The organism is Phytopseudomonas argentinensis, from assembly GCF_900113905.1.
In the GTDB taxonomy this organism is placed as follows: Bacteria; Pseudomonadota; Gammaproteobacteria; order Pseudomonadales; family Pseudomonadaceae; genus Aquipseudomonas; species Aquipseudomonas argentinensis.
Genome location: NZ_FORC01000001.1, coordinates 1,184,593 through 1,210,483, shown reverse-complemented (window position 1 = coordinate 1,210,483; position 25,891 = coordinate 1,184,593). Strand labels below are relative to the sequence as shown.

Below are 25,891 nucleotides of genomic sequence, written 5' to 3'. Positions count from 1 at the left end.
GAGTCCTATGACCCTACCGCTATTTCCGCTGCACACCGTGCTGTTTCCCGGCTGCCTGCTGGATCTGCAGATTTTCGAGGCGCGCTACCTGGATATGATCAGCCGCTGCATGAAGCAGGGTGAAGGTTTTGGTGTGGTGTGCATCGTCGAAGGTGACGAGGTTGGCGAGGCCGCCGAGCGCGTCGCGCAGATCGGCTGTGAAGCCCGGATCACCGACTTCCAGCAGCGCCCCAACGGCCTGCTGGGCATCCGCGTGCAGGGTGGGCGGCGCTTTCGCGTCAAGCAGGCCCAGGTACTGCCGGACAAGTTGACCCTGGCCCAGGTCGAGTGGCTGGAGGAGCAGCCCGATTTGCCGTTGGGCGAGGAACATGCCGACCTGCTGGCGCTGCTCGGCGCCCTGGCCGAGCACCCGATGGTCGCCAGCCTGGACATGGAGGGCGGTGCCGGCAGCCAGGCGGAGCTGGCCGACAAGCTCGGCTACCTGTTGCCGTTCAGCGCCGAGCAGAAGATCGCCTTGCTGGCCGAGCCCGATGCCGCCCAGCGCCTGGGCATGCTGCAGGCCTGGGTGGAGACGCTGCAGGACGACGGCGCCGCTTAGTAGCGGTAGATCTCCACACCCTCTGACATGCGCAGCAGCGCCATGCCCGTCAGCAGCAGCGCGCAGCACGGCACGATCAGCCACCAGACCTTGGCCGGCAGCGGCGGCAGCGAGGCGAAGCGCTGCATCAGCGCCAGGCTCAGTGCGCACAGGCTGCTGGCCAGCAGCGCGCCGGCGATGATGTCGCTCGGCCAATGCACGCCCAGGTAGACGCGTGACAGGGCGATGAGCAGGGCCGGCAGGCAGGCCAGCAATATCCAGGTCAGGCGCAGGCGGGCCGGTTGGCCGCGGCCGGCCAGGATGGCGACGGTGAGAAAGAAGGCGAAGGCGGCCGAACTGTGCCCGCTGGGGAAGCTGTAGGTATGCAGCGGCTCGAGCAGCACATCGGGGCGCGCCCGCTCGAACAGGTTCTTGAGCAGCCCGTTGGCCACTGCGGTACTGAGCATGGCGCCGCCGGCGAACAGCAGCGCCTGCCATTTGCGGGCGAGCAGCAGCAGGAGGCACAGCAGTGCCGCGACCGCCAGTTGCACGTCGAAGTCGCCGAAGTGGGTGATCATCACCGCCACATGATCGAAGCGCGGGTTACGGCCCTCCTGGATCAGGGTCATCAGGCCCTGGTCGAGCTGGATCAGGTGCGGCCAGCCGATGAACAGGGCGACCAGCAGGATGGTGCCCAGCCCAGCGGCGATCAGGCTGGCCTGGCGCTGTTCGCGCAGGCTGCTCTGAATGGTCAGCACCAGCAACAGTGCCAGGCCACCGGCCACCACGGCTGCCTGCGGCCAGAACCCGTCGGGCAATGGCAGGCGAAAGGCGGCGCCGGCGGCCCAGCCCGGCAGCAGGTAGGCGACCGCCCAGCCAGCGGCCGCCAACATGCTGACCGCGATAAAGCGCCCGAGCGGCATGCTCAGCATACCGGCGACCATCGGCAGCATGGGGCGCAGCGGGCCGATGTAGCGGCCCAGCAACAGGCTGGCTACGCCATAGCGCTCGAAGTAGGTTTCTGCGCCACTGAGCCACTGCGGATGGCTGCGCAGCCCCGGCAGGCGGCGGATATCCTGATGGAAGTAACGCCCCAGGGCGTAGGAAATGGCATCGCCCAGCAGGCCACCAAAATAGGCCAGCAGCAGGGTTTCCCACAGGCTCAGGGCACCATTGCCGGCCATCACGCCGACGGCGAACAGCAGCACGGTTCCGGGAACGATGATGCCGGCGATGGCCAGGCATTCGATGCAAGCGATCAGGAAGATCGCCAAGCCCAGCCATTGCGGGTTGGCTGCCAGCCAGGTAGTCAGACTATCGAGCCATTGGCCCATGGATGGACACCTTATAGAGAAGAAATCGAGCCTTCGACCTACCACCTGAAAGGCGGTTCCTTTGGCGGTCGTGCCCTGTCAGGCGGCGCCAGCGGCCGATCATAGCAACGCGCCGGGCGATTGAAAGGGTGTTCATACGCCCGGTTACAAGCTGCCGATGACCATCTGCCAGGCGCCGCTGTGCGCGGGGCGGCATGGCCGCTATAATCAGCAACTTTTTCCAACTGCCGACCTGAGTTGCCATGACCGAGTCCGTGCTTGACTACATGACCCGCCTGGGCCGCGCGGCCCGCCAGGCTTCGCGCGTGCTCGCGCGGGCCAGCACCGCGCAGAAGAACCAGGCCCTGCAGGCCGCCGCCGCGGCGCTGGATGCCGCCCGCGCCGAGCTGACTGCCGCCAACGAACGGGATCTGGCTGCCGCCCGCGCCAATGGCCTGGAACCGGCCATGGTCGACCGCCTGGCGCTGACGCCGAAGGTCATCGACAGCATGATCGAAGGCCTGCGTCAGGTTGCCACGCTGCCGGACCCGATCGGCGAGATCCAGGGCATGCGCTACCTGCCGTCGGGCATTCAGGTCGGCAAGATGCGTGTACCGTTGGGTGTGATCGGCATCATCTACGAATCGCGGCCCAACGTGACCATCGATGCGGCCAGTCTGTGCCTGAAGTCCGGTAACGCTGCCATCCTGCGTGGTGGTTCCGAGGCCATCCATTCCAACCAGGCCATCGCCCGCTGTATCCAGGCTGGCCTGGACGAAGCCGGTTTGCCGGCCAGCGCGGTGCAGGTGGTGGAAACCACCGATCGCGCTGCCGTGGGCGCGCTGATCACCATGCCCGAATTCGTCGACGTCATCGTGCCGCGCGGCGGCAAGGGCCTGATCGAGCGCATCAGTCGTGACGCCAAGGTGCCGGTGATCAAGCATCTCGACGGCGTTTGCCACGTTTACGTGGATATCGCCGCCGATCTCGACAAGGCCATCCGCGTTTGTGACAACTCGAAAACCCAGCGCTACTCGCCATGCAATGCCATGGAAACCCTGCTGGTGCACGCCGACATCGCCGCCCGTGTGCTGCCGCCGCTGGCCGTCATCTACCGCGACAAGGGCGTCGAGCTGCGTGGCGACGCGCAGACCCGCGCGTTGCTCGGCAATGACGTGCTGCAGGCCAGTGAAGACGACTGGTACGCCGAGTACAACGCGCCGATTCTGGCGATTCGCGTGGTCGACTCGCTGGACGCGGCCATCGAGCACATCAATACCTACGGCTCGCAGCACACCGACGCGATCATCACCGAGAACTTCAGCGATGCGCGGCGTTTCCTCACCGAAGTGGATTCCAGCTCGGTGATGGTCAATGCCTCGACGCGTTTCGCCGATGGCTTCGAGTACGGCCTGGGCGCGGAGATCGGTATCTCCACCGACAAGCTGCACGCCCGCGGGCCGGTCGGCCTGGAGGGGCTGACCAGCGAGAAGTACGTGGTATTCGGCGACGGGCACGTGCGCACCTGATGGCAAACCGCAAGCGCATCGGAATATTGGGCGGTACCTTCGATCCGGTGCATATCGGCCACTTGCGCGGTGCGCTGGAAGTGGCCGAGTTCATGGCTCTGGACGAGTTGCGGCTGGTGCCCAGCGCGCGCCCGCCGCACCGGGAAACCCCGCAGGTCGGCGCGCGGGATCGCCTGGCGATGGTCGAACAGGCCGTGGCGGATTTGCCGCCTTTGCGGGTGGACGATCGCGAGCTCAGGCGCGACAAACCGTCGTACAGCATCGACACCCTGGAGTCGTTGCGAAGTGAGCTGGCCGTGGACGACCAGCTGTTTCTGATTCTTGGCTGGGATGCCTTTTGCGGACTGCCGGCCTGGCACCGCTGGGACGAGTTGCTGCAGCACTGCCACATTCTGGTATTGCAGCGCCCGGATGCCGGCAGCGAGGCGAGCGAACCGCTGCGCGATCTGATGGCTGCGCGCAACGTGGCCGACCCGCTGGCGCTGCAGGGCCCGGCAGGGCAGCTTTCTTTCATCTGGCAGACGCCCCTGGCGGTGTCTGCCACCCAGATTCGTTCGCTATTGGCGAACGACCGCTCGGTGCGCTTCTTGGTGCCCGATGCGGTTCTGGCTTATATCAACGCCCATGGACTGTACCGTGGGTGAATCGAACACGAGGCAAACGAGCACGTTATGACGGACAAAACCATGCACAGTGAAGACCTGGTCAAAGTGGCCATCGCAGCACTGGAAGAAATCAAGGCCCAGGACATCACCACCATCGACGTGCGTGAGAAGACCAGCATCACCGACTACATGGTGATCGCCAGCGGCACCTCCAGCCGCCACGTCAAGTCGCTGGTCGACAACGTGCTGGAAAAGACCAAGGAGCAGGGCGTGCGGCCGATCGGCAGTGAAGGCCTGGACAGCGGCGAGTGGGCACTGCTCGACCTGGGCGACATCGTGGTTCACGTGATGCTGCCGACCACCCGCCAGTTCTACGACCTGGAGCGCCTGTGGCAGGGCGCCGAGCAGAGCCGTGCCCAGCAGAGCGGCGAGCGCGAGTAAGGCTTGTCGTGCGCATCAAACTGATCGCGGTGGGCTCGCGCATGCCGCGTTGGGTCGAGGACGGCTGGCAGGAATATGCCAAGCGCATGCCGTCCGAGCTGTCCCTGGAACTGGTGGAAATTCCCCTCACCACGCGCGGCAAGAATGCCGACGTGGCGCGGATGATCCGCCAGGAAGGCGAAGCCATGCTGGCCAAGGTGCAGCCCGGGGAACGCATCGTCACCCTGGAAGTCGAAGGGCGACCCTGGAGCACCGAGCAACTGGCGGTCGAGCTGGACAAGTGGCGGCTGGATTCGCGCACGGTCAATCTCATGGTCGGTGGCCCCGAAGGGCTGGCGCCGGAAGTTCAGGCGCGTAGCGAGCAGCGCTGGTCGCTGTCGCCACTGACCTTGCCCCACCCGCTGGTACGGATACTGGTCGGCGAACAGATCTATCGTGCCTGGACGGTATTGTCCGGTCACCCTTATCACAAGTAGTCAGCGGTCCCGATGCCCCAGCCGATCCGTCTAAAAGATCACGAGAAGGACGCGCGCCTGATTCGCAAGCGCGCGCTGGTCGGTGGTTCGGTGTTCCTGGTGCTGACCCTGGTACTGATCGCCCGCATGTACTACCTGCAGGTGATCCAGTACGAGTACCACTCCACCCTGGCGGAAAACAACCGCATCCACGTGCAGCCGATCCCGCCCAACCGCGGGCTGATCTACGACCGCAACGGGGTGATCATCGCCGATAACCGGCCCAGCTTCAGCCTGACCCTGACCCGCGAGCGCGCCGGCGACTGGCAGCAGGTGCTCGACGTGATCGTCGAGGTGCTGGAGCTCACGCCCGATGATCGCGAGCTGTTCGAGCGCCGGGTCAAGCAGGGGCGGCGGCCGTTCGAACCGGTACCAGTGCTGTTCGAACTCAGCGAGGAGCAGATTGCCCGGCTGGCGGTGAACCAGTTCCGCCTGCCCGGCGTCGAGGTGGTCGCGCAGCTGGTGCGTCACTACCCTCAGCGCGAGCACTTCGCCCATTCGGTCGGCTACGTGGGGCGTATCAACGAACGCGAGCTCAAGGAACTCGACCCGGTCGAGTACAGCGGCACCCACCATATCGGCAAGACCGGCATCGAACGCTTCTACGAGGACGAACTGCACGGCAAGGTGGGTTACGAGGAGGTCGAGACCAATGCCCGCGGCCGTGTGCTGCGGGTGCTCAATCGCACCGACCCGCTGCCCGGCCGGGACGTGGTGCTGACCCTCGACGTACACCTGCAGGAAGTCGCGGAAAAAGCCCTGGGCGGCCGGCGCGGCGCGGTGGTGGCGATTCAGCCGCAGACCGGCGAAGTGCTGGCGATGGTCAGCCAGCCGAGCTTCGATCCCAACCCCTTCGTCACCGGCATCAGCTTCAAGGCCTATGCCGAGCTGCGTGACTCCATCGATCGGCCGCTCTACAACCGCGTCTTGCGCGGGCTTTATCCGCCGGGCTCGACCATCAAGCCGATGGTGGCGGTCGCCGGCCTGGATGCCGGGGTGGTGACGCCGAGCTCGCGGGTGTTCGACCCCGGCTTCTATCAGTTGCCCAACAACAGCCACAAATACCGCAACTGGAACCGTACCGGTGATGGCTGGGTGGATCTGAACACCGCGATCATGCGCTCCAACGACACCTACTTTTACGATCTGGCCCACAAGATGGGTATCGATCGGCTGCACGACTACATGAGCCGTTTCGGCATCGGCCAACGCGTGTCCCTGGACATGTTCGAGGAAACCGCCGGCCTGATGCCCTCGCGCGACTGGAAGCGCGCCCGCTATCGGCAGCCCTGGTACCCAGGCGAAACGCTGATTCTCGGCATCGGCCAGGGCTATATGCAGGCCACCCCCTTGCAGCTGGCCCAGGCCACCGCCCTGGTAGCTACCAAGGGCAAGTGGATTCGCCCGCACCTGGCGCGCACCATCGACGGCAGCCTGCCCCACGACCCCGACCCGATGCCGGATATCGTGTTGCGCGACCCCAAGTACTGGGATTACGCGCGCCTTGGCATGGAGTCGGTGATGCACGGTGCCCGCGGTACCGCGCGCAAGGTTGGCGACGCCGCGGCCTACCGTATCGCCGGCAAGAGCGGTACGGCCCAGGTGGTGGCGATCAAACAGGGCGAGAAATACGACCGCAGCAAGGTCCAGGAGCGCCACCGTGACCACGCCCTGTTCGTCGGCTTCGCGCCGGCGGACAACCCGCAGATCGTCGTCGCGGTGATGGTCGAGAACGGTGAGTCCGGCTCCGGGGTAGGCGCCCCGGTGGTCAAACAGGTGATGGACGCCTGGCTGCTCGATGAAAATGGCCAGCTCAAGGCCGAATACGCCAAGCCCGGTGCCGCGGCGCCGCTCAATGCAGAGGTGAAGCAACCATGAGCCTGACCGGCAGCTTCGACCGCACGCTGTCCAGCGACGACGTCCTGCGTCGCCGCTCCAGCCTGCTGCAGCGCCTGCACATCGACGGCATCCTGCTGTTGCTGCTGTTGCTGCTGGCCACCGGCAGCCTGTTCATTCTCTACTCGGCCAGCGGCAAGAACCTCGACCTGCTGATGAAGCAGGCCAGCTCCTTTGGTATCGGCCTGGTGGCGATGGTGGTCATCGCCCAGTTCGAACCGCGTTTCATGGCCCGCTGGGTGCCGCTGGGGTACCTCTGCGGGGTGGCCCTGCTGGTGGTGGTCGACGTCATGGGCCACAACGCCATGGGCGCCACGCGCTGGATCAACATTCCCGGGGTGATCCGCTTCCAGCCATCGGAGTTCATGAAGATCCTGATGCCGGCGACCATGGCCTGGTACCTGTCCAAGCGCACCCTGCCACCGAGCCTCAAGCACGTCGCGGTGAGCCTGGGGCTGGTGGTCACGCCATTCGTGCTGATCCTGCTGCAGCCGGATCTGGGCACCTCGCTGCTGATTCTCGCCTCCGGTGCCTTCGTGCTGTTCATGGCCGGCCTGCAATGGCGCTGGATTGCCGGGGCGGTGGCGGCGATCGCGCCGATCGCGGTGGCGATGTGGTTCTTCGTCATGCACGACTACCAGAAGCGCCGGGTGCTGACCTTCATCAATCCGGAAAGCGACCCCCTGGGCGCCGGCTGGAACATCATCCAGTCCAAGGCGGCGATCGGCTCGGGCGGGGTGTTCGGCAAGGGCTGGCTGCTGGGCACCCAATCGCACCTGGACTTTTTGCCGGAAAGCCACACGGACTTTATCATTGCCGTTCTGGCCGAAGAATTCGGTCTGATTGGTGTCTGTCTGTTGCTGCTCTTGTACATTCTGTTGATTGCACGCGGTCTGGTGATTACCGTGCAAGCGCAGACGCTGTTCGGTAAGCTGCTTGCCGGCGGTTTGACCATGACCTTCTTCGTCTATGTGTTCATCAATATCGGCATGGTCAGTGGGTTGTTGCCGGTAGTGGGAGTGCCGCTGCCGTTCATCAGTTATGGCGGCACGTCATTGATTACGTTGTTGTCGAGTTTCGGAATCCTGATGTCCATCCACACGCACCGCAAGTGGATCGCTCAGGCATGATTGGGGTTATGAATTCAATGCAGATTTTGCGTGGCTGGGCCGCACGACATGCACAATGGCTGGCGGTCGCCGGCCTGCTCGGGGCTCCACAGGCGATGGCTGCCAACGAATACGCGAATTCGCCGCTGGTCGGCGAGTTCATCACCGAAATGACCCGTGACTACGGTTTTGCCAGCGAGCAGCTGACTACCTTGTTCGCCGATGTGGAGCGCAAGCAGGCGATCCTCGACGCCATTTCCCGTCCTGCCGAACGGGTCAAGCCGTGGAAGGAATACCGCCCGATCTTCATCACCGATGCGCGCATCAACAAGGGCGTGGCGTTCTGGAACGAGCACGCCGAAGCCCTGGCCCGTGCCGAGAAGGAATACGGCGTGCCGGCCGAGATCATCGTCGCCATCATTGGCGTGGAAACCTCCTACGGTGGCAATACCGGCAACTACCGGGTGATCGACGCGCTCTCCACGCTGGCGTTCGATTATCCGCCGCGCGCACCCTTCTTTCGCAAGGAGCTGCGCGAGTTCCTCATGCTGACCCGCGAAGAGCAGGTCGACCCGGCCAGCCTGAAAGGCTCCTATGCCGGCGCCATGGGCCTGCCGCAGTTCATGCCGAGCAGCTTCCGCGCCTATGCCGTGGATTTCGACGGCGACGGCCACATCAATATCTGGAGCAACCCGACCGACGCCATCGGTAGCGTGGCCAGCTACTTCAAACGCCATAACTGGCAGCCGGGTCAGCCGGTGGCCAGCCTGGCAACGGTCAAGGGCGAGCAGGCCGACCAGGGGCTGAGCTCCGGCCTGGATCCCGAGAAGACCGTAGGCGAACTGCGCGCCCTGGGCTGGTCGAGCAACGACGTGCTGGCCGACGACCTGCCGGTTACCGCCTTTCGTCTGGACGGCGCCGAAGGCCCCGAGTACTGGATGGGGCAGCCGAATTTCTTCGTGATCACCCGCTACAACCGCAGCGTGATGTACGCCATGGCGGTCAATCAGTTGTCCGAGTTGCTGGTTCAGGCCCGAGGTGCCAATCAATGACACGCTTGCCGTTCAAGCTGGCCGTCTGCGGCGTTGCTGTTGTGCTGCTGGCCAGTTGTTCCTCCAGCCGCGCGCCGACCGGCTCGGCGCCGAGCCAGGCGGGCAGCCCGATGTCCGGTCCCAGTGATTTCAACCGCCCCCACAAGGACGGCGCGCCCTGGTGGGATGTCGACGTCTCGAAGATCCAGGACGCCATCCCGATGCCGCACTACGGCCCGGTCAAGGCCAGCCCCTACGTGGTCTTCGGCAAGCAGTATTACCCGATCGCCGATGCCCGTCGCTACGTGGCCACCGGCCCGGCGTCCTGGTACGGCACCAAGTTCCATGGCCAGGCGACTGCCAACGGTGAAGCCTACGACCTGTACGGCATGACCGCCGCCCACAAGACCCTGCCGCTGCCCAGCTACGTGCGGGTGACCAACCTGGAAAACGGCAAGAGCGCGATCCTGCGCGTCAACGACCGTGGGCCGTTCTATTCCGACCGCATCATCGATTTGTCCTTCGCCGCTGCCAAGAAGCTTGGCTACGCCGAAAAGGGCACTGCCCAGGTGCGTGTCGAAGGCATCGATCCCACCGAGTGGTGGGCCCAGCAGGGGCGTCCGGTGCCGATGATGATCAAGCAGCCGCAGATGGCCAAGGTGCAGTCCGCGCAGATGGAACAGCTGAAGCTGGCCAATGCGCCGGTGGAGCAGTATTCGCCGCCCGTGCAACAGCACGCCGCCGCCACCGTGCCGGTGCAGATCGACTCAAAAAAAAACGCTTCAGCCGCAGCGTCTGGCCTGTATCTCCAAGTGGGAGCCTTCGCCAATCCCGACGCTGCGGAGCTTCTCAAGTCCAAGTTGAGCGAGTCGGTGAGTGCTCCGGTATTCATCAACTCAGTGGTGCGCAACCAGCAGATACTGCACCGCGTACGGCTGGGGCCGATCAACAGCCAGGGCGAGGCTGACCGGGTGCGTGACAGCATTCGTGTCGCCAACCTCGGGCAGGCAACCCTGGTCAAGGCCGACTAAGAACCTGTTCACGATCTGCTGCGCGTCGGCGCTACTGCGTTAAAAACAAGCTCGGAATGCTCATTTACCACTTGTAAACTCCGCTTCCTCGCTTGTTTTTGCCTTGTATCGCTCTAGCTCGCGAGATCGTGAAAAGGTTCTAAGGCCGGTTCTGGCGAGCAACTAAATGGCTCGCCGCCTGACTAAGCAGTGGATCGCCGCGGTGCGGCGCCACGTTTACATGTGCCCGCAAGGGCCTGTTCCACCCTCCAGCGATCTAGAGAGACGGATGAAAATCACCAGCTTCGCGCAACGCATCTTCCTGTCACTTATGCTGCTCGGCACCTCCAGTGCCTGGGCCAACCAGGCGCCGCTGCCGGCTCCGCCGCAACTGGCTGCCAAGTCCTATGTGCTGATGGATGGCGCCAGTGGCAACGTCCTGGTCGAGAACAATGCGGACCAGCGTCTGCCGCCGGCCAGCCTGACCAAGCTGATGACCGCCTATATCGCCACACTGGAAATCCGCAACGGCAAGATCGGCGAGCAGGACAAGGTCACCATCAGCGAGCACGCCTGGCGTACCGGTGGTGCTGCCTCGGGTGGCTCCACCATGTTCCTGCCGGTGAACAGCCAGGCGACCGTCGACGAGCTGCTGCACGGGGTGATCATCCAGTCCGGCAACGATGCCAGCATCGCCATCGCCGAGCACATCGCCGGCAGTGAAGACGCCTTCGCCGACATGATGAACGCCACCGCCGAACGCCTGGGCATGAAGAACAGCCACTTCATGAACGCCACCGGCCTGCCGCATCCCGATCACTACTCCAGTGCCCACGACATGGCGATCCTGGCCCGTGCGATCATCAACGAGGATGCCGAGCACTACGCCATCTATTCGCAGAAAGAGTTCCTGTGGAACAACATCAAGCAGCCCAACCGTAACCTGCTGCTGTGGCGCGACCGTACCGTCGACGGCCTGAAAACCGGCCACACCAACGAAGCCGGCTTCTGCCTGGTCGCTTCGGCGGTTCGTGACGGCGCGCGGATGATCACCTCGGTATTCGGCACCGACAGCGAAAGCGCCCGGGCCGCCGAAACCCAGAAGCTCTTGACCTACGGTTTCCGCTTTTTCGAAACCCGTACCTTCTACCAGAAGGGTGCCGAGCTGGCACAGGCGCCGGTATGGAAAGGCCAGGCTTCCCAAGTCAAGGCCGGTCTGGCTCAGGACCTGACCCTCACGCTGCCGAAAGGCCAGCTGGAGAAGCTGCAGGCGAGCATGACCCTCAACCAGCAGATCACCGCACCGATCGCCCAGGGTGACGTGATCGGCAAGGTGGAAGTGAAGATGGGTGATCAGGTGGTGCACAGCGCCGACCTGGTCGCACTCGAGGCGGTCGAGGAGGGTGGTTTCTTCCGCCAGCTGTGGGATAGCATTCGACTGTTCTTCTACGGGTTGTTTAACTGACAGCTCGCCCCAATGTTGCGATGAACGCCCTCGATCCGAGGGCGTTTCATTTTGGATCAGTGAACACCATGACCGATACCGACGTACAAGCTCCGAAAATCGAATTCCCCTGCAAGAACTACCCGATCAAGGTGATCGGTGAGGCCGGCGAGGGCTTCACTGACATGGTGATCGAGGTGATGCAGCGCCATGCGCCTGACTTCGATGCCGGCACCCTGGTGACCCGCGACAGCAGCAAGGGCCGCTTTCTCTCCGTGCAGGTGCTGATCACCGCCACCGGCGTGGAGCAACTGCAGGCCATTCATGTCGACCTGCGTGCCACCGGCCGCGTGCATATGGTGCTGTAGTGGCCGCAGCCGAGCTGATCGTGCGCCACCTTGGGGTGGTGGAGTATCTGCCGACCCTCGAGGCCATGCGCAGGCTGACCGCCGAGCGCGATGACGCCACGCCCGACGAGATCTGGCTGCTGCAGCACCCGCAGGTGTTCACCCAGGGCCAGGCCGGCAAGCCGGAACACCTGCTGGCGCCGGGTGACATACCGGTGGTGCAGGTCGAGCGTGGTGGCCAGGTGACCTACCACGGCCCCGGTCAGCTGGTCGGCTACCTGATGCTCGACCTGCGTCGCCTGGACCTGGGCGTACGCGAGCTGGTCACCGTCATGGAGCAGGCGCTGGTCGACGTGCTGGCGGGCTATGGCATCGAATCCGCACCCAAGGCCGATGCGCCGGGCGTCTACGTCGAGGGCGACAAGATCGCCTCGCTGGGCCTGCGGGTGCGCCGCGGCTGTTCGTTCCACGGCCTGGCGCTGAACGTCGACATGGACATGACGCCTTTCCAGCGCATCAACCCGTGCGGCTATGCCGGTTTGCAGATGACTCAGTTGAAGGATCTGGTGGCTACGCCGCCTGTCTTCGACGAGGTCGCCAGATGCCTTGAGCAGGCGCTACGCCAACGATTGGGCTACGCCTAGGGCACGCAGTCTGTGTGCGTGGCAAACGACGAAAAAGGGACGCCGAGGCGTCCCTTTTTCGTTTTTCTGGATTGGCCAAAGGCCTGACCCAGCGCGCTCAGTTGACGTTGAGGGCAGGGATCAGGCTGTTGTCGACCTGCTGGCCGGGCACCGGAACCGGTGCGGCGAGGCCCAGATTGTTCTTCTCGAACACCTTGTCGGCGCGATAGCTGGAGCGCACCAGCGGGCCGGCCGCCACTTCCATGAAGCCCATCTGCAGGCCGATATCACGGAAACGATTGAACTCGTCCGGGCTCACCCAGCGCTTGACCGGCAGGTGATTGCGGGTCGGCTGCAGATACTGGCCGAGGGTGAGGATATCCACGCCCACCGCGCGCATGTCCTGCATGGCCTCGAACACCTCGTCGTCGGTCTCGCCGAGGCCGAGCATCAGGCTGGTCTTGGTGAGCACGTCGGGGCGATGGCGCTTGGCATGGGCCAGCACGTCGAGGGTCTTGCGGTAGCCGGCGCGCGGGTCACGCACTTCGCGGGTCAGGCGATTGACCGTCTCGACGTTCTGGGCGAACACCTCGAGGCCGGAATCCACCACGCGCTCGATGGCCTCGAGATCGCCGTCGAAGTCCGGGGTCAGCGCTTCGACCACCACCTGCGGGGTGTTGGTCTTGATCGCCTGAACGCAGGCGGCGTAATGCGCAGCACCGCCGTCGGGCAGGTCATCGCGATCCACCGAGGTCAGCACGATGTAGCGCAGCGCCATCAGCTCCACCGACTTGGCGGTGTTCTGCGGCTCTTCCTTGTCCAGCCAGCCGTTCGGGTTACCGGTGTCCACCGCGCAGAAGCGGCAGGCACGGGTGCACACCGAACCCATCAGCATGATGGTGGCCGTGCCGTTGGACCAGCACTCGCCCATGTTCGGGCAGTGGGATTCCTGGCAAACGGTGCTCAGGCGGTGCTCGCCGACGTTACGCTTGACCGCTTCGAAACGGCTGCCGCCCGGCGCCTTGACCCGCAACCAGCTCGGCTTGGGCTCGTAGACCTTGGCTTCGGTCGAGGCGCGGCGCTTCTGGCCGTCCTTGATAGCGGTAATACCCTGTGCGGTGCGGAATTTTTCACCGCTGGCAATGGGTTTCTGGGGGGCTGTATCGGACATCGAAAATCTCGGCTCCGGTAGGGGCAGCGGTGGCGGAGGGGCAGCTTTTGGCCGCCGCGAAGTGTATCACACACCGCTGTGGCAAGCGCCTGACCGTCCACCCTGTGGAGCCGCCTCTAGCTGCAATCAGGCATCCGGCAGCTTGGCGATCACCTTGATCTCGAACTGGAAGCCATACAGCCAGGTCACGCCCACGCACGTGATGTTCGGGAATGGCGCAGTGCCCCAGTACTCGGGCACCACCTCCCAGATGGTCTCGAAGCGCTGTTCGGGGTTGACGATGAACACCGTCACGTCGACCACGTCATCGAAGCTGCAGTCGGCGGCCTCCAGCACCGCGTTGAGGTTCTCGAAAGCCAGGCGAACCTGGGCCTTGAGTTCCGGCTCGGGGGAGCCGTCCGGGCGGCTACCCACCTGCCCGGATACGAACAGCAGGCCGTTGGAACGCACCGCCGGTGAATAGTGGTTGCGTTCGTATAGGGCCTGGCGGCCGGCGGGGAAAACCACGTCGCGAATTGTCATGTCGTTTCCTCTGGGTCGCTGGACCCGTCCAAGTGATGGATGCACTTTAGAAACCCTGACGGGCTGGATAAACCGGCCAGTTCGATCAACACTGTTTGCGAAATCCAAACAATCACTGGCTGAACAGATGGATCGATTCGATGCGATGCGCGCCTTCGCCCGGGTGGTGGAGGCGGGCAGCTTCACCAAGGCCGCCGATACGCTGCACATGAGCAAGACCAGCATCACCCAGCTGGTGCAGCAGCTCGAGGCGCGGCTGCGCGTGCGTTTGCTGAACCGCACCACTCGCAAGGTCGCGGTGACGGCCGACGGTGCGGCGTACTACGAACGCGTGGTGCGCCTGCTGGCCGATATGGACGACGCCGAGACCAGCCTGTCGGACGCCACCAGTCAACCGCGTGGCCGGCTGCGCGTGGATGTGCCCAGCCCGTTCGCACGGATGATTCTGGTGCCTTCGTTACCGGCCTTTCATGCGCGCTATCCGGATATCCAGCTGGATCTCGGGGTCAGTGACCGTCTCGTCGACCTGGTCGGTGAGAACGTCGATTGCGTGATCCGCGGTGGCGAGATCATGGATCAGTCGTTGATGGCGCGTCGCGTCGGTGATCTGCAGTCGGGCGTTTATGCCGCGCCAAGTTACCTGCAGCGCTGCGGCGCACCCGTGCACCCGCAGGAACTGGTCGACAGCCACCACCGTATCGTCGGCTTCAAGCGTGCACGGGCTGGCAAGGTGTTTTCCTATCGCATGCAGCGCGGTGCCGAACGCCTCGACATCGAGGGCCGCTACGTGCTGGCGGTGGACGATGGCAATGCCTACCTGGCCGCGGGGCTGGCCGGCCTGGGGGTGCTCTGGCTACCCACTTACATGGCTGATGAGCATCAGCAGCGCGGCGAACTGGTGGCGGTTTTCGCAGACTGGCAGTTCGAGCCGATGCCCATGTATATCGCCTACCCGCCCAACCGTCACGTCAGCACCAAGCTGCGGGTGTTTATCGAGTGGGTCGCCGAGTTGATGGCGCTGCACGCGCCGGCGATCGACCGCAGTGGTCGTTGACCTGACCGAGGGGCAGCGGCTTTGCGGTAAACTGCGCGCCCGTTCCACCATGATGTACGCTGCATGTCCCGACCCGCCCGCCCCAAACATCCCGCATCGCGTCCTTACCGAGTGGCCAAGGCCCCGCCGGCCGAGCCGCGGCTGATCGTGCTGAACAAGCCGTTCGACGTGCTGACCCAGTTCAATGACGACCAGGGCCGCGCCACGCTCAAGGACTTCGTCGCGGTGCCCGGTGTGTATCCGGCCGGCCGGCTCGATCGCGACAGCGAAGGCTTGCTGCTGCTCACCAATGACGGGCAACTGCAGGCGAAGATCGCCGATCCCAGGCACAAGCTGGCCAAGACCTATTGGGTGCAGGTCGAGGGCGAACCCAGCGCCGAGCAGTTGCAACAGCTGCGCGATGGCGTGCAGCTCAACGATGGGCCGACGCTGCCCGCCGGGGCGCGGCAACTGAGCGAGCCCGAGCTGTGGCCACGCAACCCGCCGGTGCGCTTCCGCAAGAGTGTGCCTACCAGTTGGCTGGAACTGGTGATTCGCGAAGGGCGCAACCGCCAGGTGCGGCGCATGACGGCGGCGGTCGGCTTGCCGACCCTGCGCCTGGTGCGGGTACGCATCGGCCCCTGGTCGTTGGATGGCTTGCAGCCGGGCGAGTGGCGCGACCTGCCGCCAAGCCTCAAATAGGTAAGCGGAGCACCATCCCTTTCAGGCGTCGTAGCCCGCCTTGATCACGCTGATGCCTTTGACCAGCACCTCGCGCCAGCCTTGCAAAGTCGTGGCGTCGGCCTGCTTGTCGTGCTCCACGATGGTTTTGAGCAGCGCCTCCAGCCACAGATCGTAGAGTTCGGGGCGAATGTCCATGGCGTTGCGTGCATGGCTGCAGCCCAGGGCGCGCAGCTTCGTATCGGGCATGCCACGGGCATGCATCACCAGGTTGAGGATGCCCTGGCGCAGCAGCAGTTTTTGCGCGGCCATGTCGGTGTTGAGGAATTTCTCGCGTACGGCCGGGGAGCTGGCGAGAAAGTGCCGGTAGAAATCGTCGAAAAAGGCCGGGCTGGCGCAGCAGCGTCCGTAACTCTGCATGACGCGATCGGTGGCGTTCATGTGTTTCTCCATGGGCAGCAGGCAAGGCAATACGGCGCGCGCCGCGATTCTTTTTTGTGGGCTTCAGACGCCTTCCAGGCCAGCGATGACCAGGCTCTTGATAAGGAAGCCGAGCACGCCGAGGCCAAGCGCGAAGAACAGGATGAAGGTGCCAAAACGGCCCGCCCGGGATTTTTTTGCCAGATCCCAGACGATAAAGGCCATGAACAGCACCAGGCCGCCTACCAGCAGGGTCATCATCAGTTCTTCGAAAAGCTCGGGTTCCATCCTCACCTCGGCGGCGATCCATAAGCTGTCGCCGCGGCGCCAGCGACAAGGCACAGTAAAGGTGTGGATATTACAGCGTTGCTGGCAGGTATGCGTAGCGGGCTAATGGTCGTATGGCTTCAACCGCGCAGGTGCTGCAGGGGAAGCTGGGTGCTGGAGAGGATCTGCTGCAGCACGAAGCTCGAGCGCACGCTGGATACGCCCTCGATGCGGGTCAGGGTGCCGAGCAGCAGCTTCTGGTAGTGATCCATGTCCGGCACCACCACCTTGAGCTGGTAGTCGGCGTCCATTCCGGTGACCAGGCAGCATTCCAGTACCTCGGGGCATTTGCGGATCTCCTCCTGAAAATGCTCGAAGCGCTCGGGGGTGTGACGATCCATGCCGATCAGCACATAGGCGGTCAGGGTCAGCCCCAGCTGGCGGCGGTCGAGCAGGGCCACCTGCCCGGTGATATAGCCGTCGTCTTGCAGTTGCTTGACGCGCCGCGAGCAAGGCGAGGGCGACAGGCCGATACGCTCGGCCAGTTCCTGATTGGACAGCGTCGCATCGCGCTGCAATTCGGCGAGAATGTTCAGGTCGTAGCGATCAAGTTTGTTCATGTCTGGCTGCTATCGTGATCTGATTGCTGTAAATTGATGGTAATGGATTTATTATTGCGAAATTGGTTGTTCAGTTAGCAATCTTAGCAATCTTTCATCGCGGCCATAGGGGTAATCTTTACCTCAGTTTCAAGGCCCGGACGACAGGTCCACCCGGCTCGCCCAATCAGGAGAGCTGGCGCCGCCGACCCTACCGGGTCGTCACGGCACCCGGGTCCGCACTGCCCAACCAGGCGGGCGACGAAAGCGGCGACAGAATTGCCAGCACAGGACATCTACGAAAGGGGAGGCCGAGAGGTCTCCCCTTTGTTCTTTGCGGGTGTCAGTGATCGTCGCAGCATGACTGCCAATGCTTGAGCTTGGAGGTCTGGCCGATGCCCGGGTTGAAGGCATTGGTTGGGTCCAGTTCGCGGTAGAAGCCCGCCAGGGCCGGCTTGGCAACGTAGAGATGGCCAACGTTGTGTTCGGCCGGGTATTCGGCGCGACGCTCGTCGAGCAGCTTCCACATGGCGTGCTCCATGGCGATGGGGTCGACACCCTTCTTGACGATGTAGTCCTGGTGGAACACGTGGCAAAAGAAGTGCCCGTAGTAGAGCTTGTGGATGATCTGTTCTTCCATCGCCGCCGGCAGCGTCTCCACCCAATCACGGTCATTGCGGCGCAGGGCAATGTCCAGGGCGAGAATGTCCTCGACCTCACGACGGTGTGCCTCGCGGTAGCGGATCGCCGCGCCGGCGATGGCGAAGCGGTGCAGAAAGGCCTTGCGGCCCTCCTCGGCATCGCACTCGAAAAACGCGCCCGTGCTGCCGGCGCCGAAATACTCGGCCAGAAAGCACCGGGTCTGCTCCAGGCTGTCGTTGGCCACGCGGATCATCAGGTGATGCTCGAAGCGATCACGGTATTCGCGCATGCGTGGCGGCAGATGGCTGGGTAGCAGGTTCATGGCCAGTTGAATGACCCGGTCACTGATGCCGCGCAGGCCGAAGCGCTCGAAGCAGCCGTCGATGCGGCTCTTCAGGGCGAAGGCGGCAGGTACCCTGGCGGTGCCGAAACGGTCGATCAGCAGGAAGGTATCCTTGCCATATTGCGCACCGATATCGAAGGCAGTGCGATGGATGTATTCGCCTGCGATCGGCAGGCTCGGCAGCCTGTTGAGCAGGTGGCGGCGCACCTCGGTCAGGTCATCAGCCGCATTGCTGCCAATGTAGAAGACCGTGCTCGGCTCCTTGACGAAGGTGTCCAGGCGCACGGCGAACAGGCACAGCTTGCCCGCCGAGCCGGAGGCCTCGAACAACCGTGAGGGGTCGGCGTTGAAACGCGCCGGGGTGTCGGCGTCGACATCGCGCACGTGCTCGCCATAGCGCTGGTCCGATGCCTTGCCGCCCGCCTGGTTGCTGACCTGGCGTGGGCCGTAGTCGCCGCGCTGCAGGCGGGTGAGGATCTCCTCGGGGCTGCTGCCCAGGTCGATGCCCAGGTGGTTGACCAACTCCAGGGTGCCGTCTTCCTTGACCTGGGCGTACAGCGCCAGTTCGGTGTAGGCCGGCCCGCGACGTACCAGCGAGCCGCCGGAATTGTTGCACACGCCGCCAAGCACCGAGGCGCCGATGCACGAAGAGCCGATCACCGAGTGGGGCTCGCGGCCCAGGGGCGCCAGGGCCTGTTCCAGGCGGTCGAGGGTGGCACCGGGCAGGCAGACGACCTGTTCGCCATCATTGATCAGTTGCACGCCGGTGATGCGCAGGGTGTTGATCAACACGATCTCGCGGTCGTAGTCATTGCCATCCGGTGTCGAGCCGCCGGTCAGGCCGGTGTTGGCCGCCTGCATGATGACGATACGGTCGGCGGCCACGGCGGCTTCCAGCACGCGCCATTGTTCCAGCAGGGTACCGGGGCGCACCACGGCCAGCACGTTGCCTTCGCCGGTGCGGTGGCCCTTGCGAAAGCGCCGGGTGCTTTGCCCGTCGGTGAGCACATGGTCACGGCCCACGGCATCGCGCAGTTGTTTGAGCAAGGTGTCGCGGCTGATCATCTCAGGGCTCCCTGACCAGTGAATCGGCGCTGATCTCGGCGATGGACTTGGCACCGGTGAGCACCATGGCGACGCGCATCTCCTTGTCGATCAGGTTCAGCAGGTTGCTCACCCCGGCGCCACCCGCGGCGGCCAGGGCATAGATGAATGCGCGCCCGAGCATCACCGTATCGGCGCCCAGGGCGATCATGCGTACCACGTCGAGGCCGTTGCGGATGCCGGAGTCGGCGAGGATCTTCAAATCGCCTTTCACTGCATCGGCAATGGCCGGTAGCGCGCGGGCGCTGGACAGTACGCCGTCGAGTTGGCGGCCACCGTGGTTGGAGACCACGATGCCGTCTGCGCCGAACTTGACCGCATCGCGTGCATCCTCGGGGTCGAGGATGCCCTTGATGACCATCGGGCCGTCCCAGTATTCGCGAATCCACTCCAGGTCCTTCCAGGAAATCGACGGGTCGAAGTTGGCGCCCAGCCAGCCGATGTAGTCGGCCAGCCCGGTCGGGTTTCCGCGGTAGGTGGAGATGTTGCCCAGGTCGTGGGGCTTGCCCATCAGGCCCACGTCCCAGGCCCAGGCCGGGTGGGTGAAGGCCTGCAACATGCGGCGCATGGCGGCGTTCGGGCCACTCATGCCGGAATGGGCATCGCGGTAGCGGGCGCCGGGCGTGGGCATGTCCACGGTGAACACCAGGGTGGTCACGCCCGCGGCCCTGGCGCGCTCCAGGGCGTTCTTCATGAAGCCGCGGTCCTTGAGCACGTACAGCTGGAACCACATCGGCCGGCTGATCGCTGGCGCCACTTCCTCGATCGGGCACACTGAAACGGTCGACAGCGTGAAAGGGATGCCCTTGTCTGCCGCCGCCTTGGCCGCCTGCACTTCGCCGCGCCGTGCGTACATGCCGGTCAGGCCCACCGGCGCCAGGGCCACCGGCATCGACAGGGTTTCGCCGAACAGCCTGGTTTCCAGGCTCAGCTCCGACATGTTCTTCAGCACGCGCTGGCGCAGCGCGATGCCGGCAAGGTCCTCGACGTTGCGCTTGAGGGTGTACTCGGCATAGGCGCCGCCATCGATGTAGTGGAACAGGAACGGCGGCAGGCGACGCTGGGCGGCGGCGCGGTAATCGGTGGAGGCAGAAATGATCATGGGCTCTATTCCGTGTCTGGGCTGACGCCTCGTGGCGGCAGCGACAAAGCCCGGACACTGTCGCGGGCCTTGGGTGTGTAGCACGCCCTGGGTCAGGGCGCTGCGGTTGCGTCAGCGTGTCTGGCGAGTTCGCGGCGCCATGGTGCCGACGCGCAGCTGCTCGTACCTCAATGCACCAGCATTTCGGTCAGCCAGTACGCCTGCACCAGGGTGATCAGGCCGACGAAAGTGGCGAAGATCAGGCTGTGCTTGAGCGTGAAGCGGAACAGGTCGGATTCCTTGCCAACCATGCCGGTCGCCGCGCAGGCCACGGCGATCGATTGTGGCGAGATCATCTTGCCGGTCACGCCGCCGCTGGTGTTGGCCGCTACCAGTAGGGTGTCATTGACGCCGATCTGGTGCGCCGTGGTGGCTTGCAGGGAGCCGAACAGCGCGTTGGACGAGGTGTCCGAGCCGGTCAGGAAAACCCCCAGCCAGCCCAGGAACGGCGAGAAGAACGGGAAGGCGGCGCCGGTGCCGGCCAGTACCAGGGCCAGGGTGGTCGACATGCCGGAGTAGTTGGTGACGAAGGCGAATGCCAGCACCATACCGATGGACAGGATGGGCCAGCGCAGTTCGTAGAAGGTCTCCTTCAGGGTGGTCAGACCAATTTTGAAACTGATCTTAAGCACCAGCATCGACAGCACTGCGGAGAAGAAGATCGCAGTGCCGGTCGCCGAGATCGGATCGAGCTTGAATACGGCAGCGATCGGTGTCGGGTTGGCGACGATGGGGGCGACCTTGACCACCAACTGATCCAGATGGGGGATCGGCAGCATGAACACCAGGTGGTCCAGGGTGCCGCCCGGGGCGAACAGCGCCTTGAAGGGTTTCAGCGTCCACAGGGTGACCATGGCGGTGAGGATCAGGAATGGCGACCAGGCTTTGAGGATCTCGCCCAAGCTGTACGGCGAGGGCGTGGTGCTGCGTGCGCCACCGAAGCCACCAGCCACCGCCACACCGCCGGCATTGCCGGCAAGCTGGGCGTTGGCGGCCCGCTTGGGCTGCCAGACTTTGAGAAAAAGGGTCAGGCATACCAGGCTGACCAGTGCCGAGGTGATATCCGGCAGTTCCGGGCCGATGTAGTTGGAGGTGTAGTACTGGGTGATGGCGAAGCTCGCCCCGGCAACCAGCGCAGCCGGCCAGGTTTCCTTGATGCCCTTCCAGCCATCCATCATCGCGACCAGCCAGAACGGCACGATCACCGACAGCAGTGGCAGCTGGCGGCCGGTCATGGCGCCGATCTTGAATGCGTCGATCCCGGTGACCTGGCCGGCGACGATGATCGGGATGCCCAGGGCGCCGAAGGCAACAGGGGCGGTGTTGGCGATCAGGCAGAGGCCTGCGGCATAGAGTGGATTGAAACCCAGACCGACGAGCAGGGCGGCGGTGATCGCCACGGGCGCACCGAAACCGGCGGCACCCTCCAGAAAGGCGCCGAACGAGAAACCGATCAGCAGCACCTGCAGGCGCTGGTCGTCGGTGATCGACAGCACCGAGCTGCGAATGACCTCGAACTGGCCGCTCTTGACGGTCAGTTTGTAGAGGAACACTGCCGCCACGATGATCCAGGCGATTGGCCACAGGCCGTAGGCGAAGCCGTAGCCAGCCGCGGCCAGGGCCATGTCCACCGGCATGCCGAAGGCGGCGATGGCGATCACTATCGACAGCGCCAGGGTGATGCTGCCCGCCACGTGCCCCTTCAGGCGGAATACGGCGAGGGCGAGAAAGAAGAACACGATGGGTACGACTGCCGCCAGCGCGGACAGGCCAAGGCTGCCGAGCGGTGTGTACAACTGTTGCCATGTTTGCATGGGAGAGGCTCGCTGATTGTTGTTGGTATCGCCTGATCGCGAGCTGCTGCAGATGCATCACCGAATGCAGAGCAGTTTTGCGAACGGGTTGTTATTATTGGTAAGACCAATTTACAAGTGGCGAGCGCCAGAATAATTTCTTTTCACTGGGTGCGTCAATTTGCGCCGTTGCGACTTTGGTCGGAGTGCGCGGCAGCGGGTGCTGCGCTTGTGGCGCCAGGTGCCACTGGGTAGGCTGCACGGATTTACGGTAGCCAGGCGACCCGGCGCCGCTTTCGGGGTGTGTGGAGTGTTCAAGAAATGAGCTTTGGTCCGCTGCGACAGCGGCGTCTGTCAGACGACATCGTCGCTCGCCTGGAGGCAATGATTCTCGAAGGGACGCTCAAGGCCGGCGAGCGCCTGCCAGCCGAGCGCGTGCTCGCCGAGCAGTTCGGCGTATCGCGCCCGTCACTGCGTGAAGCCATCCAGAAGCTGGCCGCCAAAGGCCTGCTGAGCAGTCGTCAGGGTGGCGGCACCTATGTGTGCGAGAACCTGGGCTCGACATTCAGTGATCCGCTGATGCATCTGCTGGAAAGCAATGCCGACGCCCAGCGTGATTTGCTCGAGTTCCGCCATACCCTGGAAGGGTCCTGCGCCTATTACGCGGCGTTGCGCGCCACCGATATGGATCGTCAGCGACTCGGCGAGGCGTTCGAGCGTCTACAGGATTGCTATGGCCGTGCCGGGGAGGTGACCCGGGCCGAGGAGGGCGCGGCGGACGCCAGCTTCCACTTGGCCATCGCCGAGGCCAGCCACAATGCCGTGCTGCTGCATACCATTCGCGGATTGTTCGATCTGCTCAAGCGCAACGTGGTGACCAACATTGGCGGCATGTATGCCTTGCGCGGAGAAACCCGCGGCATGCTCAATGCCCAACACCGCGCGCTGTTTGAGGCGATCATGGAGGGGCGTGCCGAGGACGCGCGGGAGCTGTCCAACCAGCATATCGATTATGTGCAGGAGGTCCTGGCTGACGTGGTTCAGCAGGAGGCCCGCGAGCGACGCGCGCAGAGGCGCCAGGGGTTGTAGTCAGTCGGCTGGAGTTGCCTGAGGCGGCAACATGGAAGGCGCTGGAACGTGCTGCGATTCGCCATCGAAGCGCAGCGCTTACTCGTCCTTGCCCTTGCTGCGCATGGCGCGTTGCACTTCGCGATCGGCGTCGCGCTCTTTCTCGGTATGGCGCTTGTCGAAATCCTTCTTGCCCTTGGCCAGGGCAATTTCGCACTTCACCAGGTGCTGCTTCCAGTACAGCGACAGCGCCACGCAGGTGTAGCCTTTCTGCTGCACGGAGCCGAACAGCTTTTCCAGCTCGCGCCTGTTGAGCAGGAGCTTGCGCGTGCGGGTCGGGTCGGCGATGACGTGGGTGCTGGCCGTCTTCAGCGGCGTGATGTGACAACCCATCAGCCAGGCTTCGTCATCCTTGAGCAGGACGTAGCTGTCGACCAATTGGGCCTTGCCGGCACGCAGACTCTTCACTTCCCAGCCGGCCAGAGCCAGCCCGGCTTCGAAGCGCGATTCGACGAAATAGTCGTGCATCGCCTTCTTGTTCTGGGCGATGCTGCCTTGCGGATGTTTCTTTTGTTTAGCCATAGGCGGCGCATTATAGGGAGTCTGGCGAGCGGGCGCCATGCATGGGCGTGCTAAAAGCGCTGCGGCAGTGCTGCGCTTGAGCCCTCAGGTCGAATCCTCGACAATATTGGATACTCGCCTTCTGGTTGGTGTCAGTTGTACAGGGCATCACCCCCGTGACATCGCGCTGCTGTGGTGTCGCCAACCGTGGAAATTCAACAGTTATGAGTACACACATTCAGCGCTCGGCCTTGCTCCCCTATCCGGCCCAGGCTCTTTACGACCTGGTCAACGATGTCGAGCGTTATCCCGAGTTTCTGCCCTGGTGTGCGTCGAGCGCCGTCCTTGAGGCCAGCGACACGCACATGGTCGCTACGCTTGAAGTGGCCAAGGCCGGGTTGAGTCAGCGCTTCACCACACGCAACGTGCTGGTGCCGGGGCAGTCGATCGAGCTGAGCCTGGAGGATGGTCCCTTCGAGCACCTGCACGGCCAGTGGACTTTCAAGGCACTGGGTGACAAGGCCTGCAAGATCAGCCTCGATCTGACCTTCGACTATGCCGGGTCGATCATGCGCGCCACCCTCGGGCCGCTGTTCAACCAGGCCGCCAACACCATGGTGGATGCCTTCTGCCAGCGCGCCAAAGAGCTCCATGGCCAGTAAGCAGCTATCCGTGGAGGTGGCCTTCGCCGCGCCGGACCGGCAGATGTTGATCACCTTGCAGCTGCCAGCCGACGCCACGGTTCGCCAGGCCGCCCTGCAGTCGGGCTTGCAGGCGCACTTTCCTGAGCTGGATCTGGCCGCAGCGCCCCTGGGCGTGTTCGGCAAGCTCGTGACGGCTCCCGACACGCAGGTGCTCGAGGAGGGTGACCGGGTGGAAATCTATCGGCCGCTGCTCGCTGATCCCAAGGAAGTGCGCAAGCGTCGCGCTGCCCAGGCGGCAGAGCGGGCCAAGCAGGCCGCAGCCGCTGAGCGAGGCTGAGCCAAGGCGCGTATTTGCATGCTGCAATAAAAAAGCCCCGGCACTGGCCGGGGCTTTTTTTATCGAGCTGAACTTACTGGGGTGAGGTTTCCAGTGGCTCGGGTGTCGGTACCGGTACGGTCTCGACGTTGTCGACGTCGCGCTGGATCTGCTCAAGCAGCGAGCCGGGAGCGGCTGGCTCGTCCTGTTGCTGGGTGGGTGCCTGCTCCGGGGAGCCGTCGCGGCCAAGGATCTGTTCATCGCGGCTGGTGCCGGGCATGAAGTCGCCGGACAGGCTTACCAGTTGATCGTTGCCATCGAAATTGAGCGTCACACGCTCCTGCTGGCGCTGGCTGCCGCCAGCCTGCATGCTGTATAGGTAATCCCAGCGGTTGGCATGGAAGGTATCGGTCAGCAGCGGGTTACCCATGATAAACCGCACTTGGCGCCGGGTCATTCCAGGCCTCAACTGGTCTATCATGTCCTGCGTGACGACATTGCCCTGTTGGATGTCGATTTTATAAACCCCGGGGAATGAGCAACCGGCGAGTGCGATGAGCCCCATGAAGGTGAGGCTGGTCAGCAGGAGTCTGGTTTTTTGCATCGGTGGGCGTCTTCCACTATCTTGGCTGGGCAACGTAAACCCCGATCATACCCGCAATAAGGGAAGCTGCGAAGCGCTTCCGCGAGAAAGCAGACCATGGTTGAAAATAGCGAACTGCGCAAAGCTGGCCTGAAAGTAACCCTGCCACGGGTCAAAATCCTGCAGATGCTGGACTCTGCCGAGCAGCGTCACATGAGTGCAGAGGACGTCTACAAGTCGCTGATGGATGCTGGCGAAGATGTCGGTCTGGCAACTGTTTACCGGGTTCTCACCCAGTTCGAGGCGGCCGGCCTGGTGGTGCGCCACAACTTCGATGGCGGCCATGCCGTGTTCGAATTGGCCGACGGTGGCCATCACGACCATATGGTGTGCGTGGATACCGGTGACGTGATCGAATTCTTCGATGCCGAGATCGAAAAACGCCAGAAGGAGATCGTTCGTGAGCACGGTTTCGAACTGGTCGATCACAACCTGGTGCTGTACGTGCGCCGCAATGCTGCCAAGCCGTAAGGGCATGGTTTGAATGAAAAAGGCGACCTGGG

At 63.8% G+C, this 25,891-nt stretch carries 29 protein-coding genes; 18 read left to right on the top strand and 11 right to left on the bottom strand.

Going from position 1 to position 25,891, the window contains the following annotated elements; all coding sequences use genetic code 11:
- Positions 1-7 precede the first annotated feature (7 nt).
- Complete coding sequence (locus BM154_RS05520) at positions 8-598, top strand: LON peptidase substrate-binding domain-containing protein (protein WP_074881354.1); 591 nt, start codon at positions 8-10, stop codon at positions 596-598.
- Here the strand turns inward: BM154_RS05520 and BM154_RS05515 are convergent.
- Positions 595-1,911, bottom strand: a complete 1,317-nt coding sequence (locus BM154_RS05515) for a bifunctional DedA family/phosphatase PAP2 family protein (protein ID WP_074881353.1) — start codon at positions 1,909-1,911, stop codon at positions 595-597. The two genes, BM154_RS05520 and BM154_RS05515, sit on opposite strands and share 4 nt — an antisense overlap.
- A 242-nt stretch (positions 1,912-2,153) precedes the next feature.
- On the opposite strand from BM154_RS05515, the gene BM154_RS05510 reads away from it, so the two are divergent.
- The 11 genes from BM154_RS05510 (at position 2,154) to lipB (ending at position 12,461) form a co-directional block, all read left to right on the top strand.
- Complete coding sequence (locus tag BM154_RS05510; RefSeq protein ID WP_074881352.1) at positions 2,154-3,419, top strand: glutamate-5-semialdehyde dehydrogenase; 1,266 nt, start codon at positions 2,154-2,156, stop codon at positions 3,417-3,419.
- Complete coding sequence (nadD, locus tag BM154_RS05505) at positions 3,419-4,063, top strand: nicotinate-nucleotide adenylyltransferase (RefSeq protein WP_074881351.1); 645 nt, start codon at positions 3,419-3,421, stop codon at positions 4,061-4,063. Before BM154_RS05510 ends, nadD begins: the two co-directional genes overlap by 1 nt.
- A 42-nt stretch (positions 4,064-4,105) precedes the next feature.
- Positions 4,106-4,465, top strand: coding sequence for a ribosome silencing factor (rsfS, locus tag BM154_RS05500; RefSeq protein WP_074882393.1), 360 nt, complete (start codon positions 4,106-4,108; stop codon positions 4,463-4,465).
- A gap of 8 nt (positions 4,466-4,473) precedes the next feature.
- A complete protein-coding gene (gene rlmH / locus BM154_RS05495; protein WP_042554860.1) occupies positions 4,474-4,941 on the top strand; it encodes a 23S rRNA (pseudouridine(1915)-N(3))-methyltransferase RlmH in 468 nt (155 codons plus the stop codon).
- A gap of 12 nt (positions 4,942-4,953) precedes the next feature.
- A complete protein-coding gene (gene mrdA / locus BM154_RS05490; protein WP_074881350.1) occupies positions 4,954-6,858 on the top strand; it encodes a penicillin-binding protein 2 in 1,905 nt (634 codons plus the stop codon).
- A 2-nt stretch (positions 6,859-6,860) separates the two neighbouring features.
- Positions 6,861-8,006, top strand: a complete 1,146-nt coding sequence (gene rodA, locus BM154_RS05485; protein ID WP_139225412.1) for a rod shape-determining protein RodA — start codon at positions 6,861-6,863, stop codon at positions 8,004-8,006.
- 17 nt (positions 8,007-8,023) lie between these two features.
- Positions 8,024-9,037 carry a lytic murein transglycosylase B gene (mltB, locus tag BM154_RS05480; protein ID WP_074882391.1) on the top strand — a complete coding sequence of 338 codons (1,014 nt, stop codon included), beginning with the start codon at positions 8,024-8,026 and terminating at the stop codon, positions 9,035-9,037.
- Positions 9,034-10,047, top strand: a complete 1,014-nt coding sequence (locus BM154_RS05475; RefSeq protein ID WP_074881348.1) for a septal ring lytic transglycosylase RlpA family protein — start codon at positions 9,034-9,036, stop codon at positions 10,045-10,047. Before mltB ends, BM154_RS05475 begins: the two co-directional genes overlap by 4 nt.
- A gap of 268 nt (positions 10,048-10,315) precedes the next feature.
- Positions 10,316-11,491 (top strand): D-alanyl-D-alanine carboxypeptidase family protein, encoded by a 1,176-nt coding sequence (locus BM154_RS05470; RefSeq protein ID WP_074881347.1) that lies wholly within the window; start codon positions 10,316-10,318, stop codon positions 11,489-11,491.
- 68 nt (positions 11,492-11,559) lie between these two features.
- Positions 11,560-11,838 (top strand): DUF493 domain-containing protein, encoded by a 279-nt coding sequence (locus BM154_RS05465; protein WP_074881346.1) that lies wholly within the window; start codon positions 11,560-11,562, stop codon positions 11,836-11,838.
- Complete coding sequence (gene lipB / locus BM154_RS05460; protein WP_074881345.1) at positions 11,838-12,461, top strand: lipoyl(octanoyl) transferase LipB; 624 nt, start codon at positions 11,838-11,840, stop codon at positions 12,459-12,461. The genes BM154_RS05465 and lipB overlap by 1 nt, the downstream gene beginning before the upstream one ends.
- Before the next feature lie 97 nt (positions 12,462-12,558).
- Here the strand turns inward: lipB and lipA are convergent, their stop codons facing one another.
- Together lipA and BM154_RS05450 are read right to left on the bottom strand one after the other, a co-directional pair.
- The gene (gene lipA / locus BM154_RS05455; protein ID WP_074881344.1) at positions 12,559-13,611 is read right to left on the bottom strand and encodes a lipoyl synthase; all 1,053 of its coding nucleotides are present in this window, start codon (positions 13,609-13,611) and stop codon (positions 12,559-12,561) included.
- Positions 13,612-13,737: 126 nt separating this feature from the next.
- A complete protein-coding gene (locus BM154_RS05450; RefSeq protein ID WP_074881343.1) occupies positions 13,738-14,133 on the bottom strand; it encodes a RidA family protein in 396 nt (131 codons plus the stop codon).
- 127 nt (positions 14,134-14,260) lie between these two features.
- Between BM154_RS05450 and BM154_RS05445 the strand changes: the two genes are divergently transcribed.
- Entirely contained in the window at positions 14,261-15,187 is a 927-nt protein-coding gene (locus tag BM154_RS05445; protein ID WP_074881342.1) for a LysR family transcriptional regulator, read from the top strand.
- Between the two features lie 63 nt (positions 15,188-15,250).
- On the top strand, positions 15,251-15,868 hold the full coding sequence (locus BM154_RS05440; RefSeq protein ID WP_074881341.1) for a pseudouridine synthase: 618 nt from the start codon (positions 15,251-15,253) through the stop codon (positions 15,866-15,868).
- Positions 15,869-15,889: 21 nt separating this feature from the next.
- On the opposite strand, the gene BM154_RS05435 is transcribed toward BM154_RS05440, so the two are convergent.
- The 6 genes from BM154_RS05435 to BM154_RS05410 all read right to left on the bottom strand — a co-directional run bounded on the left by BM154_RS05435 (position 15,890) and on the right by BM154_RS05410 (position 22,177).
- Positions 15,890-16,288, bottom strand: coding sequence for a globin (locus BM154_RS05435; protein ID WP_074881340.1), 399 nt, complete (start codon positions 16,286-16,288; stop codon positions 15,890-15,892).
- Positions 16,289-16,351: 63 nt separating this feature from the next.
- Complete coding sequence (locus BM154_RS05430; protein WP_074881339.1) at positions 16,352-16,555, bottom strand: DUF2788 domain-containing protein; 204 nt, start codon at positions 16,553-16,555, stop codon at positions 16,352-16,354.
- A 119-nt stretch (positions 16,556-16,674) separates the two neighbouring features.
- Positions 16,675-17,154, bottom strand: a complete 480-nt coding sequence (locus BM154_RS05425; RefSeq protein WP_074881338.1) for an Lrp/AsnC family transcriptional regulator — start codon at positions 17,152-17,154, stop codon at positions 16,675-16,677.
- A gap of 322 nt (positions 17,155-17,476) precedes the next feature.
- Positions 17,477-19,183 (bottom strand): D-lactate dehydrogenase, encoded by a 1,707-nt coding sequence (gene dld / locus BM154_RS05420; protein ID WP_074881337.1) that lies wholly within the window; start codon positions 19,181-19,183, stop codon positions 17,477-17,479.
- A gap of 1 nt (position 19,184) precedes the next feature.
- Positions 19,185-20,324 (bottom strand): FMN-dependent L-lactate dehydrogenase LldD, encoded by a 1,140-nt coding sequence (lldD, locus tag BM154_RS05415; RefSeq protein WP_074881336.1) that lies wholly within the window; start codon positions 20,322-20,324, stop codon positions 19,185-19,187.
- Between the two features lie 167 nt (positions 20,325-20,491).
- Positions 20,492-22,177: a lactate permease LctP family transporter gene (locus BM154_RS05410; protein WP_074881335.1), complete on the bottom strand. Its 1,686-nt coding sequence runs from the start codon at positions 22,175-22,177 to the stop codon at positions 20,492-20,494.
- A 300-nt stretch (positions 22,178-22,477) separates the two neighbouring features.
- Between BM154_RS05410 and BM154_RS05405 the strand changes: the two genes are divergently transcribed.
- Entirely contained in the window at positions 22,478-23,245 is a 768-nt protein-coding gene (locus BM154_RS05405; RefSeq protein WP_074881334.1) for a GntR family transcriptional regulator, read from the top strand.
- Positions 23,246-23,323: 78 nt separating this feature from the next.
- Here the strand turns inward: BM154_RS05405 and smpB are convergent, their stop codons facing one another.
- Positions 23,324-23,806 (bottom strand): SsrA-binding protein SmpB, encoded by a 483-nt coding sequence (gene smpB / locus BM154_RS05400; RefSeq protein ID WP_074881333.1) that lies wholly within the window; start codon positions 23,804-23,806, stop codon positions 23,324-23,326.
- Positions 23,807-24,009: 203 nt separating this feature from the next.
- Between smpB and BM154_RS05395 the strand changes: the two genes are divergently transcribed.
- Both BM154_RS05395 and BM154_RS05390 read left to right on the top strand, forming a co-directional pair.
- Positions 24,010-24,447 carry a type II toxin-antitoxin system RatA family toxin gene (locus tag BM154_RS05395; RefSeq protein WP_074881332.1) on the top strand — a complete coding sequence of 146 codons (438 nt, stop codon included), beginning with the start codon at positions 24,010-24,012 and terminating at the stop codon, positions 24,445-24,447.
- A complete protein-coding gene (locus tag BM154_RS05390; RefSeq protein WP_074881331.1) occupies positions 24,437-24,766 on the top strand; it encodes an RnfH family protein in 330 nt (109 codons plus the stop codon). The genes BM154_RS05395 and BM154_RS05390 overlap by 11 nt, the downstream gene beginning before the upstream one ends.
- Positions 24,767-24,839: 73 nt before the next feature.
- Here BM154_RS05390 and BM154_RS05385 read toward each other — a convergent pair whose 3' ends face one another.
- A complete protein-coding gene (locus tag BM154_RS05385) occupies positions 24,840-25,349 on the bottom strand; it encodes an outer membrane protein assembly factor BamE (protein ID WP_074881330.1) in 510 nt (169 codons plus the stop codon).
- Positions 25,350-25,445: 96 nt separating this feature from the next.
- Here BM154_RS05385 and fur point away from each other — a divergent pair, with 96 nt between their 5' ends.
- Complete coding sequence (gene fur, locus BM154_RS05380) at positions 25,446-25,859, top strand: ferric iron uptake transcriptional regulator (protein ID WP_074881329.1); 414 nt, start codon at positions 25,446-25,448, stop codon at positions 25,857-25,859.
- Positions 25,860-25,891 lie beyond the last annotated feature (32 nt).